Source organism: Pseudomonas frederiksbergensis (genome assembly GCF_000802155.2).
GTDB lineage: Bacteria > Pseudomonadota > Gammaproteobacteria > Pseudomonadales > Pseudomonadaceae > Aquipseudomonas > Aquipseudomonas frederiksbergensis_A.
In genome coordinates this window covers 188,778-201,096 of sequence record NZ_JQGJ02000007.1, presented here as the reverse complement: position 1 = coordinate 201,096, position 12,319 = coordinate 188,778, and the positions used below count along the sequence as shown (strand labels likewise).

General features: G+C 58.1%; 13 protein-coding genes. 11 read left to right on the top strand and 2 right to left on the bottom strand.

The window, feature by feature from the left end; genetic code table 11:
* Positions 1-50: 50 nt before the first annotated feature.
* Complete coding sequence (locus JZ00_RS15640; RefSeq protein WP_039591769.1) at positions 51-809, bottom strand: SDR family oxidoreductase; 759 nt, start codon at positions 807-809, stop codon at positions 51-53.
* Between the two features lie 166 nt (positions 810-975).
* Between JZ00_RS15640 and JZ00_RS15635 the strand changes: the two genes are divergently transcribed.
* The 6 genes from JZ00_RS15635 to JZ00_RS15610 all read left to right on the top strand — a co-directional run bounded on the left by JZ00_RS15635 (position 976) and on the right by JZ00_RS15610 (position 7,439).
* Positions 976-1,707, top strand: a complete 732-nt coding sequence (locus JZ00_RS15635) for a HugZ family pyridoxamine 5'-phosphate oxidase (RefSeq protein WP_039591770.1) — start codon at positions 976-978, stop codon at positions 1,705-1,707.
* 66 nt (positions 1,708-1,773) lie between these two features.
* On the top strand, positions 1,774-2,250 hold the full coding sequence (locus JZ00_RS15630; protein WP_039591771.1) for an FxsA family protein: 477 nt from the start codon (positions 1,774-1,776) through the stop codon (positions 2,248-2,250).
* 243 nt (positions 2,251-2,493) lie between these two features.
* On the top strand, positions 2,494-2,787 hold the full coding sequence (locus JZ00_RS15625) for a co-chaperone GroES (protein ID WP_039591772.1): 294 nt from the start codon (positions 2,494-2,496) through the stop codon (positions 2,785-2,787).
* A 50-nt stretch (positions 2,788-2,837) separates the two neighbouring features.
* Positions 2,838-4,481 carry a chaperonin GroEL gene (groL, locus tag JZ00_RS15620; protein ID WP_030142514.1) on the top strand — a complete coding sequence of 548 codons (1,644 nt, stop codon included), beginning with the start codon at positions 2,838-2,840 and terminating at the stop codon, positions 4,479-4,481.
* 1,036 nt (positions 4,482-5,517) lie between these two features.
* Positions 5,518-7,245 (top strand): group II intron reverse transcriptase/maturase, encoded by a 1,728-nt coding sequence (gene ltrA / locus JZ00_RS15615; RefSeq protein ID WP_082112096.1) that lies wholly within the window; start codon positions 5,518-5,520, stop codon positions 7,243-7,245.
* On the top strand, positions 7,242-7,439 hold the full coding sequence (locus JZ00_RS15610; RefSeq protein ID WP_039591773.1) for a hypothetical protein: 198 nt from the start codon (positions 7,242-7,244) through the stop codon (positions 7,437-7,439). Before ltrA ends, JZ00_RS15610 begins: the two co-directional genes overlap by 4 nt.
* A 245-nt stretch (positions 7,440-7,684) precedes the next feature.
* Here JZ00_RS15610 and JZ00_RS15605 read toward each other — a convergent pair whose 3' ends face one another.
* Positions 7,685-8,425: a phosphatase PAP2 family protein gene (locus tag JZ00_RS15605; protein ID WP_039591774.1), complete on the bottom strand. Its 741-nt coding sequence runs from the start codon at positions 8,423-8,425 to the stop codon at positions 7,685-7,687.
* 198 nt (positions 8,426-8,623) lie between these two features.
* Between JZ00_RS15605 and colR the strand changes: the two genes are divergently transcribed.
* The 5 genes from colR to JZ00_RS15580 all read left to right on the top strand — a co-directional run bounded on the left by colR (position 8,624) and on the right by JZ00_RS15580 (position 12,299).
* Positions 8,624-9,307 carry a two-component system response regulator ColR gene (gene colR / locus JZ00_RS15600; RefSeq protein WP_039591775.1) on the top strand — a complete coding sequence of 228 codons (684 nt, stop codon included), beginning with the start codon at positions 8,624-8,626 and terminating at the stop codon, positions 9,305-9,307.
* On the top strand, positions 9,297-10,574 hold the full coding sequence (locus JZ00_RS15595) for a sensor histidine kinase (RefSeq protein WP_039591776.1): 1,278 nt from the start codon (positions 9,297-9,299) through the stop codon (positions 10,572-10,574). The genes colR and JZ00_RS15595 overlap by 11 nt, the downstream gene beginning before the upstream one ends.
* Before the next feature lie 113 nt (positions 10,575-10,687).
* Positions 10,688-11,356: a class I SAM-dependent methyltransferase gene (locus tag JZ00_RS15590; protein WP_039591777.1), complete on the top strand. Its 669-nt coding sequence runs from the start codon at positions 10,688-10,690 to the stop codon at positions 11,354-11,356.
* 5 nt (positions 11,357-11,361) lie between these two features.
* Positions 11,362-12,069, top strand: a complete 708-nt coding sequence (locus JZ00_RS15585; protein WP_039591778.1) for a lipopolysaccharide kinase InaA family protein — start codon at positions 11,362-11,364, stop codon at positions 12,067-12,069.
* 2 nt (positions 12,070-12,071) lie between these two features.
* On the top strand, positions 12,072-12,299 hold the full coding sequence (locus JZ00_RS15580; RefSeq protein ID WP_039591779.1) for a hypothetical protein: 228 nt from the start codon (positions 12,072-12,074) through the stop codon (positions 12,297-12,299).
* Positions 12,300-12,319: the final 20 nt, after the last annotated feature.

Here is a 12,319-nt window from a genome sequence, read left to right as displayed (position 1 = left end):
AATCCTCGGTGGAGCCAGCAAGCTCGCCCCACCGAGGATATGTGGCGCGTTTAGATCCGCATCCCTCCATCCATCTCCAGGATCCGTCCGGTGTAGTAGTCGTTCTCGAAGATATAGGCGGCCGAATGCGCGATCTCCTCGGGCTTGCCCATGCGCTTGAGCGGGATCACGGAGGTCATTCTTTCCAAGGCTTCCGGTTTCATGCCCAGGGTCATTTCGGTTTCGATGAAGCCTGGTGCGATGCCCGCCACGCGGATACCGTAGCGCGCCAGTTCCTTGGCCCAGGTCACGGTCGCAGCGGCCACGCCGGCCTTGGCGGCCGAGTAGTTGGTCTGGCCGATGTTGCCGGCGCGCGAGATCGACGAGATATTGATGATCGCACCGCTGTTCTTCAGCTCGACCATTTTCGCCGCCACTTCGCGGGTGCACAGGAACACACCGGTTAGATTGACGTCGATCACGGCCTGCCACTGGGCGAGGCTCATTTTGGTCATCTCGCCGTCCTTGACCTTGAGCAACAGACCGTCACGCAGGATGCCGGCGTTGTTGATCAGCCCGTGGATCGCGCCGAAGTCCTCAGCGACCCGGGCGACCATGTCGACCACCTGGTCTTCATTGGCAACGTTGCACAAATAGGCGCGGGCCTCGACGCCCTTGGCTGCGCAGGCGGCAACCGCCTGGTCGAGTTTTTCCTGATTGAGGTCGACCAGCGCTAGCTTGGCGCCCTTGTCGGCGAAATACTCGGCCATGGAGCGACCCAGGCCCTGGCAACCGCCGGTGATAATGATTACTTTGTCAGTGAGTTGCATTCTCATGTCCAGAGGGCGCAGCGGTGGAGGGGGACTGTTCCAGAGAGACTCTCGATTCGCGGCGATGTAGCCCGGCTGCACGCGAAAACAGTCCCGCAGGTGTGGCGGAACATTACTCCACTCGCTTGACCGTTTTCTAGACGGATTTTATTAAAGGAGTCATAAATTGAGCGTTGAAGCTGCCAAGCATGCCCGTGAACTGCTGCTCAAGGAATACCGCGGAATGCTCTCGACCCATTCCAAATCCATGCCCGGCTTTCCGTTCGGCTCCGTGGTGCCCTATTGCCTGGACGAACAAGGCCGGCCGCTGATCCTGATCAGCCGTATCGCCCAGCACACTCATAATCTGCAAAAAGATCCCAAATGCTCGATGCTGGTCGGCGAACGCGGCGCCGAGGATGTGCAGGCGGTGGGGCGCCTGACCTATCTGGCAGAGGCGCGCAAACTCGAGGACAGCGTCGCCATCGACGCCGCCGCCGAGCGTTATTACCGCTATTTTCCTGAGTCGCAGAACTACCATAAGGCCCATGACTTCGATTTCTGGGCACTCGACCCGGTGCGCCATCGCTACATTGGTGGGTTTGGCGCGATTCACTGGATTGACCAGCTCACCCTGGCCAACCCTTTCGCCGGCAGGGCCGAAGCCAGCATGATCGAACACATGAATGCCGATCACGCCAATGCCATCGCCCATTACGTGGAATTGAGCGGCCTGCCGGACAATGAACCGGCGCAACTGGTCGGCATCGACAGCGAAGGCATGCACTTGCGCATCGGGCACGGCCTGCATTGGTTGGCGTTTCCAAACCCTTGCAACACGCCGACACAAGTGCGCGAAGCCTTGGTTTATCTGGCTCACGCCCAGCAATGGCCAAAAAATGCCGAGGTCGATGCTTGAATTCACGAAAGGGCGACGTCATTTAAGGTTTCATAGCAAGGCATTCTTGCGTAGAGGAACCCTTTGATGCGCCCTTTTTTGTTGCTCTTTCTGCTGTTCCCGGTGTTGGAGCTGTTCGTATTCGTCAAGGTCAGCGGTGCGATCGGGTTCTTCCCGGCGCTATTGCTGGTCATTCTCGGCTCGATGCTCGGTGTCTTCGTGCTGCGTATCGCCGGTCTCGCCACGGCGCTGCGTGCCCGTGAAAGCCTGAGCCGTGGCGAGTTGCCTGCCCAGACCATGCTCGAAGGCCTGATGCTGGCCTTGGGTGGTGGCCTGTTGATCCTGCCAGGTTTCATCAGCGACGTGCTGGGCTTGGTCATGCTGTTGCCGTTTACCCGTCGGTTGCTCGCCAATAAGATGCGCCAGCGCGCCGAAGAGCAGGCGATGCGCCAGCGAGCGTTCGCCGATGATCTTCAACCCCGTGGCGGACCGGCTCCGCGTGAGCCTGTGGGCCGCGAGCCTAACGTGATCGAAGGCGAGTTCGAACACCGGGATTCCAAGTAAACCCCGCCACGGCGCCTTCGGGCGCCGTGTTCGTTTTCGCGACCACAAGCAAAAAATTTCTACCCCTGGCCCTTGTAATCCCCTTGCACGCCCATATGTATGGGTCACCGCAAGGTTTCCGGTGGCGACACTGGACAGACTTCCGCGGTTCGCTTGACGAACCGCACCCCGGCTCAGCCGGCTTTTGTTAAACCCGCCGGGACTACACCGGCCGATGAAAACCAAAATTAGGAGAGATCGACAATGAAGCTTCGTCCTCTGCATGACCGCGTCGTCATCCGTCGCAGCGAAGAAGAGAAGAAAACCGCTGGCGGTATCGTCCTGCCAGGTTCGGCTGCCGAAAAAGCCAACCACGGTGAAGTTCTCGCTGTAGGTCCAGGCAAGGCCCTGGAAAACGGTGAAGTACGTGCGCCGGCCGTGAAAGTGGGTGACAAGGTTGTGTTCGGCCCTTACTCCGGCAGCAACACCGTGAAAGTCGACGGCGAAGACCTGTTGGTAATGAGCGAGAACGAAATCCTCGCCGTTCTCGAAGGCTGATTTTTCCGCTCATTTTCCCGCTACTACAAAGTATTTAAGGAATATCGATCATGGCTGCTAAAGAAGTTAAATTCGGCGATTCCGCCCGCAAGAAAATGCTCGCCGGTGTCAACGTCCTGGCTGACGCAGTAAAAGCGACCCTGGGCCCGAAAGGCCGTAACGTGATCATCGAGAAAAGCTTCGGCGCTCCGACCATCACCAAGGACGGCGTTTCCGTAGCCAAGGAAATCGAGCTGAAAGATCGCTTCGAAAACATGGGCGCGCAGCTGGTCAAGGACGTTGCCTCCCGTGCCAACGATGACGCCGGCGACGGTACCACCACCGCGACCGTACTGGCTCAGTCGATCGTCAACGAAGGCCTGAAAGCCGTCGCTGCCGGCATGAACCCGATGGACCTCAAGCGCGGCATCGACAAGGCGACCATCGCCATCGTCAAGGAACTCAAGGGCCTGGCCAAGCCATGCGCTGACTCCAAGGCGATCGCCCAGGTGGGTACCATCTCGGCCAACTCCGACAATTCCATCGGCGACATCATTGCCGAAGCCATGGAAAAAGTCGGCAAGGAAGGCGTGATCACTGTTGAAGAAGGCTCGGGCCTGGAAAACGAACTGTCGGTCGTAGAAGGCATGCAGTTCGACCGTGGCTACCTGTCGCCATACTTCGTCAACAAGCCAGACACCATGGTTGCCGAGCTGGACAGCCCGCTGATCCTGCTGGTCGACAAGAAGATCTCGAACATCCGCGAAATGCTGCCAGTGCTGGAAGCCGTTGCCAAGGCCGGTCGCCCATTGCTGATCGTGGCTGAAGACGTCGAAGGCGAAGCCCTGGCGACCCTGGTCGTGAACAACATGCGTGGCATCGTCAAAGTCGCAGCCGTCAAGGCGCCAGGCTTCGGCGACCGTCGCAAGGCCATGCTGCAGGACATCGCCGTACTGACCGGCGGTACCGTTATCTCCGAAGAGATCGGCCTGAGCCTGGAAAGCACCACCCTGGAGCACCTGGGTAACGCCAAGCGCGTGATCCTGTCCAAGGAAAACACCACCGTGATCGACGGTGCTGGCAACGACGCCGATATCCAGGCTCGTGTGACCCAGATCCGCGCACAAGTGGCCGAGACTTCGTCCGACTACGACCGTGAAAAACTGCAAGAGCGCCTGGCCAAGCTGTCCGGCGGCGTTGCTGTGATCAAGGTTGGCGCCGGCTCCGAAGTTGAAATGAAAGAGAAGAAAGCCCGCGTTGAAGACGCCCTGCACGCCACCCGCGCAGCCGTCGAAGAAGGCGTGGTACCTGGCGGCGGCGTGGCACTGGTTCGTGCCTTGCAAGCCATCAGCGAGCTGAAAGGCGACAACGACGACCAGAACGTTGGTATCCAGTTGCTGCGTCGCGCTGTTGAAGCTCCACTGCGCCAGATCGTTGCCAACTCCGGCGACGAGCCAAGCGTAGTGGTCGACAAGGTCAAGCAGGGTTCGGGTAACTACGGTTACAACGCTGCTACCGGCGAATACGGCGACATGATCGAAATGGGTATCCTGGACCCAGCCAAAGTGACTCGTTCGGCTCTGCAAGCGGCTTCGTCGATTGCCAGCCTGATGATCACCACCGAGGCGATGATCGCTGAAATCAAGGAAGACGCTCCAGCTGGCGGCGGCATGCCAGACATGGGCGGCATGGGTGGCATGGGCGGCATGATGTAGTGCGACGAGAGTCGCTATAGGTAGAAGCACCTAGCGGGCTACATCCTAGGTGGTCACCGGTTGAACCGGTGGCCACTTTCCCGCAGAAACAGCTTAAAAAACCCGAAATCCGGGCGGTAAAGCCCGGATTTCCGGCACCCCCAAGGTGCTTAGAATTCGGCGCAATGTCGCCTATATATCGTGATTTTCTCTCAGGAAATCATCAGAACGATATGCGTACTGATCTTGCAGATTTTGAAATACTGCGAGGGAGGTATGGGAAATCGTGTCCAAAGAGCTGGCCTGCTCCTATCTATAGGGCGCAAGCCATAGCTGTCATTGTCTCACCTGGAAACCGCAAGGTAGAAAGGCACGAGACCTTTTGTTCAGCCAAAAGTAGCCTAGGGATAGTGCGTCGCTGGTAACGGCGGGGTGCGAAGCTTCCTGACAATGTAGTCCCATGATGTTTGTGGTGTGTGATCGCCGCGAGGCACCATGCAGACCCTGCGAGCAACACGCGGGCGAGACGCTAGGCTGGTTGGTATGGCCAACGTAAGTGAACTGCTGATAAACACCGTCAACCGCATGGAGCCAAAGTTGCTGATAGGCTTTGACCAAAATGGTGCATGACTGGTTGTCCCTTTTACATCTGGGGGCACGCTGACATTGAGTCATCGGTGAATAGGCAGGGCCTAACCCATCCTTGTGACGGTTATGGAACTCGGTAAGCCCGTATTTTTGCCATTGGCCTGTATGGCAAGGCAGGTCGACCGTGAGGAAGACTGTTGAAAGTGCGGGTAGAGGATGTCGGAAAAAGCGAATGCCACCCTGTAATGGGGTTGGATAGGGGCTGTTGCCCCAACCGGAAACGGTGCTGACTTCCGACTGGTCTTTGATCGCGAAAAGGCTTGTAAAGCCATCAAGAACAGACGTTGGTCGGTCTGACCGGCTGCGTCCAATTCATAGAAATCCCTTGCGGGGCAGTGCACTCACTCCCCCACAGGGGAGACGTGCGTCTGCTGCCCACTGGGGAAATCTTCTCTGGAGGAACAGCAAGATGAGTGCGTCTGAAATAGAAGTACCTGCGTCCTCCCATCTGGCCACCAGTTGGCATTCGATAGACTGGGAAACAGGTCATCGACAGGTGCGAGGGCTACAGGTACGGATCGCGAAGGCAGCCAAGAATCGGCAATGGCGGCAGGTGAAAACCTTGCAGCGGATGCTGGTTCGCTCGTTTGCAGCCAAGACATTGGCAGTCAAACGGGTCACTGAAAACCGGGGTCGCAGGACTCCCGGCGTCGATGGGGAAACCTGGAGTACGCCTGAAAGCAAATGGAAGGCAGTTTTTCGGTTAGAGCGCAGGGGCTACAAGCCCCGACCACTGCGGCGGGTTTACATTCCCAAGGCAAATGGCCAGCGCAGACCGCTGGGGATTCCTACGATGTTGGATCGAGCAATGCAGGCGTTATACCTGCTTGCCCTCGAACCGGTGTCCGAGACCACAGCCGACCGAAACTCCTATGGCTTTCGTCCTCATCGCTCCACGGCAGATGCAATCGAGCAATTGTTCGTCAATCTCGGTCGCAAGCACTCTGCGCAGTGGGTCATGGAGGGGGATATAAAGGGGTGCTTCGACAATATCAGTCACGACTGGCTGATCACCAACGTCCCGATGGACAAGGTGGTTCTAAGGAGGTGGCTGAAGGCGGGATATATGGAATCCGGTCAATTGAACCCAATCGGGGCGGGAACTCCGCAAGGAGGCATCATCTCGCCAGTATTGGCCAACTTGGCCCTTGATGGACTGGAAAAGGAGCTCGAATCTCGGTTCGGGCAGCGTAATACCAAAGCCAGCTACAAGACCAAGGTCAACTATGTGCGGTACGCAGACGATTTCGTCATCACCGGCATCTCGAAAGAGCTGCTGGAAAACGAGGTGAAGCCACTCGTCGAAGCCTTCATGGACGAGCGGGGGTTGAGCCTTGCGGTGGAGAAAACGCTGTTCACGCACGTAGCGGATGGGTTCGATTTCCTCGGTCAGAATATTCGCAAGTACGGTGACAAGCTGCTGATAAAGCCAGCCCACAAGAACGTGAAAGCATTTCTGGCCAAGGTTAAGGCGTTGGTTGAAGCAAACAAAGCGGCACCGGCCAGTCTGTTGATCAAGCAACTCAATCCAGTCATTCGGGGTTGGGCCAATTATCATCGGCCGATTGTCGCCAAGCAGACCTTCAACTACGTGGATTACAGGATCTGGAAATTGCTATGGCGATGGTGCAGACGGCGACATCTGAATCGCTGCAAACGTTGGATCAAGGCAAAATACTTCAAGCGTGTGGGAACACGCAGTTGGGTATTCACCGGGCTACACCCCAGCGGCAAACTGCTCCACCTGTTGTACGCCAGCGATACGCCGATCAAGCGGCACACCAAGATCAAGGCGGAGGCTAACCCGTACGCCCCAGAGGACGAGATGTACTTCGAGCAACGGCTGGAATATGCGTGGCGGAGTTCGGATGAAGGGAAGCGGAAGACGCTGACGTTGTGGCTTGGCCAGAGCAAGCGCTGCCCGATGTGCAAGCAGTTAATTACGTTCGAAAGCGGGTGGAACATCCACCATGTTATCGAGCGGCACATGGGCGGAGGCGACGAGCTGGACAATCTTGTGTTGTTGCATCCCAACTGCCATCGACAGCTACACTCTCGTGACAGTACGGCCTCTTGCCATCGTATGGATTTACAGCCATCCTCTACCCAGTCAATGACTGGGGAGGGCCTTCGATGAGCCAGAACAAGTGCAGTCTGAAAGTGGTAAAAGATGGACGGGTTTTGTCAGGTACTGCGGCGATCCTCCATGCGACGAGTCGCGACGGTGGGTACGATGCGCACATGGCTAAATTCGCTCAAAAAGTGATCGAGCAGACTATGAGCGAACACCTCAAGGAACAACGTAGACCCAAGCTGTCTCGGGTCAAGTGAGTTCCGATAGGTCGCTCAGGCTGTCGGCTCACGTCTGTGGGCTTACAAAGGCTTGAGCTGTATGCGGGGAAACTCGCACGTACAGTTCTTAGGGGAGGGACGGTCAGCAATGGCCGTCTCTTACCCGACAGCCAGCCTTACCCCTGTAGCGAAAAACCCCGCCGGCGAAAGCCAGCGGGGTTTTTTATTGATTTTGGATTTGTCCCGGTCTTGAAGCCGCACCAATCCCGCATTGGGATTTATGCTCAGGCATTCGCGGGATGGTTGAGGGCCATGCGCTCTGGCGTAGGAGCCGGTCGGTACAGCACGAAGTAATAGCACCCCAGGCAAATCAGCCAACAGAACACCGCTGTCCAGACGTTGTGGGAAAAGAAGTGCGCCCCTTGCATCATCCGACCGATGGAGAACACCGTGCCCAGGGTGAAGGCGAAGACCAGGGAACGACGGGCCAGGCGCGGGCGGCGATCCCGCAGCACGAAGAACAACGCGAACAGTGTGAAACCGGTGGCGGCGTGACCGCCGGGCCAGCAACGGCCAGGTTTGTCGGTGGCCGGGCGCGGGCTCAGCAATTCGCTGTAGGTTTCCTTGCCGCCAAACTCCTTCAGGCTCCAAGGGCATTGCACCGCCGTCACCGCTTTCAGCGGCGTGACAAAGGCCGTTGCCAGCGCCAGCGACAAGACCAGGCAGCCCAGTTCACGCTTGATCGGTTTGAGCCGATCGATAAAAAACGAAGCGATAAACCCTGCGACTGCCAGGACGGAGAACCCGATGACCATCTGCTTGGCCCGGTCATGCAGGAGGTCTTCGAGAAAAAAGCTGTGCCGACCGATGAATCCACCGTCAGCACTGTAGAAAAGCCGGGCCAGGTCCATGTCCAGCGTCGTCAGCTCCAGCAGCACCAGCGCTAGCGCGACAACAGCGGGAAGCCCCAGGGCGATCCTGAAATTCAAGGGGCTGGAAGCAGGGCGATTGGTGGCGCAAACCATGGTCGATACCTTCGATGAAATGTTCTTGAGCAGCAGGTTGCGCGCAGTCTGGTCCGCGTCGCGTTGGGCAGGCGTGAATGCCGGGTGAAAAACTCGTCAATGCCCCTTCCCGGGTCGAGACAACCCTAGCCGTGAAACACGCTTGGCCTTAAGCTGCGCGGGCCACGACGATTGCCTACGTGTGCAGGAGAGATGTCCATGCGAATTCTATTGGTCGAAGACAACCGCGACATTCTGGCCAACCTGGCCGATTACCTGGGGCTAAAGGGCTATACCGTCGATTGTGCCCAGGACGGTTTGTCGGGATTGCACCTGGCCGCCACCGAGCACTACGACCTGATCGTGCTCGATATCATGTTGCCGGGCATCGATGGCTACACCTTGTGCAAGCGCTTGCGTGAAGACGCGCGGCGCGATACGCCGGTGATCATGCTCACCGCGCGTGACCAACTGGACGATCGCCTGCAGGGCTTCAAGTCCGGGGCCGACGATTACCTGGTCAAGCCTTTTGCGTTGTCCGAGCTGGCGGCGCGGATCGAAGCGGTCATGCGTCGCGCCCAGGGCGGAGGGCGGCGGGCGTTGCAGGTCGGCGACCTGAGCTACGACCTCGACACGCTGGAAGTGACCCGCGAAGGTCGGCTACTCAAGCTCAACCCCGTAGGCCTCAAGTTACTGGCGGTACTGATGCAGAAAAGCCCCCATGTATTGCGACGCGAAATTCTCGAAGAGGCCTTGTGGGGCGATGACTGCCCGGACAGCGACAGCTTGCGCAGCCACGTCCACCAACTGCGCCAAGTGATCGACAAACCGTTCGAGAAACCGTTGCTGCACACGGTGCACGGCGTCGGTTACCGCTTGGCCGAGGGCCGGGATGGAGTTTAAGCAGAGCCTTGCCCAGCGGATCATCATTGCGTTCGCGTTAATGAGCGCGTTGGTGGCAGGCGCGTTTGCCATGGGCATCGTGGCAACCGTTCACCTGGTTGAAGAAAAACTGATTTCCGCCGGGCTTGGCGGAGACCTGCAACGCCTGTTGCTGATGGACAACGTTTCCGACTGGAGCCATCGGCCCGAACCCGACCAGTTGTTCTATTTCAGCGGCGGCCCAGGTGATTTCGAATTGCCCAAGGACCTGCGCCATCTGGATCGTGGTTTTCACGAAGTGTTTCGCGAACAACTGTCCTATCACGCCATGGTGGAAATCGTCGACGGTCGGCATTACGTGTTGCTCCAGGACCAGAGCGATTTCGAAGAGCGCGAGCGGGTACTGTTCGCCGTGGTGCTGGTGGGCTTCGTGCTCAGTCTGGCGCTGGCGGTATTCCTCGGTTGGGTGCTGGCACGCCGGGTGATGGCGCCGGTCGTGCGCCTGGCTCGCCAGGTTCGGCATCGCGACCAGCTCCTCGGACTTGCTCCGCCGCTCGCTCCGGACTATGCCGCCGACGAAGTGGGCGAGCTCGCCGTGGCGTTCGATGCGACGTTGGGGCGACTGCGCCAGGCCTTGACCCGTGAACGATTGTTCACCAGTGACGTCAGCCATGAGCTGCGTACTCCGTTGATGGTGCTGGCCACTTCCTGTGAATTGCTGCTGGAGAACCCGGCGCTCGACCCGCGGGGTCGTACCCAGGTCGAGCGCATCAACCGCGCCAGTGAAGAAATGCGCGAATTGGTGCAGACGTTCCTCATGCTTGCCCGGGCCCAGCGCGAAGACAATGCAATCTCCCCTCGGTCGACCCTTGGACAGGTTGCGGAAAACCTGCTGGGTGTCTGGCGCGCGCCGATCGAGTCCAAAGGCCTGAGTTTGGTCTTCGAACCGGGGCAAACCGCTGATACGCAATACAACGCCACCTTCCTGACGGCCGTCATGGGCAACCTGTTGCGCAATGCCTTGCATTACACCGACCAGGGGTTTATTCGCGTCTCCCTGACGGCCACTGGATTTGTGGTCGAGGACAGCGGCGTGGGCATTCCCGAAGAGAAGCGCGAGGCGATGTTCGAGCCGTTCGTGCGCGGCAATGAAAAGCGAGGCGAGGGCTTGGGGCTGGGTCTTTCGCTGGTGCAACGAATCTGTGAGGACCAGGGTTGGACAGTGAGCCTCAGCACAATGGAGCCGAACGGTTGCCGTTTCGAGGTGGAGCTGGATCCAAAGAGGTGAGAGGTGCTTCGGAAAATCTTGAAACGACTTGTTCAGTTCCGTAACGGTTTTTTCACGAAGCGATGACGCAGCTGTTCATAGGGTGGGCTCCTTTCTATAACGCAGAGCCCCCCATGCCCAAGACCATCGAGCTGGATTTTTCCGTAAAGTATGACGAACAGCACGCCAGGCAGTATTGCCATAAACACCGCAGCGGCTTGAGCCGCCGCCTCTCAAACCGTCGCGACCACCAACTGGCCCGCCGCGCCCTGGCGTTGGCCGGTGATCCTGGCTTGGTGTTGGACCTTCCCTGCGGCGCCGGGCGGTTCTGGTCGTTGCTGGCCGAAAAAACGAATCGGGTCATCATCGGCGCGGATAATTCCGAAGCCATGTTGCAAACGGCGAGGAACCTCCAACCCGCCGATTTTGTAAATCGGGTACAGCTTTTGCACACGTCTGCGTTCGACATTGCCTTGCCTGATAACGCCGTCGACAGTATTTTTTGCATGCGCTTGTTGCACCACATTGGTGAGCCCGCGCACCGACTGGCCATGCTGCGTGAATTCGGGCGTGTCAGCCGCGACAGTGTGATCGTTTCATTGTGGGTTGATGGGAATTTCAAGGCTTGGAAACGCAAGCGTCTCGAGCGCACTCGTGGGCAGAAAGACTACCAGAACCGATTTGTGTTACCTGTCGCTACAGTCGAGGGTGAATTCCGACAGGCTGGCTTTCGCATCCAGGAACGCCTGGATTTCCTACCGTTGTATGCCATGTGGCGAGTTTATGTCTTACGCAAGGGGTAACGGGTATGGTTGTACTGGCAACGGAAGCCCCGACGGTTTCCCGTGGTTGCTTTGAGCATTTCTGGGGTCTGAGCGGTGAATGGGTGGAGCCAGCCAATACGCGGCGAGGCGGTGAAAGCGGTGTGCAGCGGATCCATAGTGACGGCGGACTGCTCTATTCCAAACGCCAGACCGGCCACATCTACCGTAGCCTGCTATACCCCTTCGGCCGTCCCACTGTGTTGCGTGAAGAACAAGCGCTGGCGGCGCTGACGGAGCTCAACATCACCGTACCGCGAATCGTTTTCTGCGGAGCGCAGAGGGATCCGGTACATAAGTGGCGCGCACTGCTAATTACCCATGCACTGGATGGCTTCGAGCAAATCGAGCATTGGTACGCCGCAGGCGGCCGCGAACGTCATGGCGAGGCCGTGCATGACTGTGTGCTCCAGGCGTTGGCAGAAGACCTGGCCCGCATGCACAAGGCGCGTTGGCAGCATGGTTGTCTCTATATCAAGCATGTATTCGTTCGAGTGACAGGGGATGGCGAGTCGACCAAGGCCGAGGTGGCATTGCTGGACCTGGAAAAAAGCCGTCAACGCTTGACTGCCCGAAGCGCCGCCTCCCATGACATGAAGCAGCTACGGCGCCATTCGTCGTTCCATGATGGTGATTGGGAAAAGCTCGTCTATTTTTATACAGCGGCGTTTGGCAGCGCTATCAAAGGTTTGTAGCGATGAAAGTAGAAATTGCTAGAGGTTTGTTTTTGGTCGGAGCCCTGGCAGTTGCATCAATGGCGGTAGCGGTATGGGAACAGCCGCGCTCGCAGATTCTCAGCGCCTCCACGGTTGGCGTTCATTGTCCTGTGCCTCGGATTGCCAAGGCCAGCGAGGCGATCCGACCGGACAGCGATCTGTTGTTGTTCATGTTTGGCCTATCCCAGGGCATGAAACCTCAGAGTTGAGCTTCGATTGAAACAAAGGC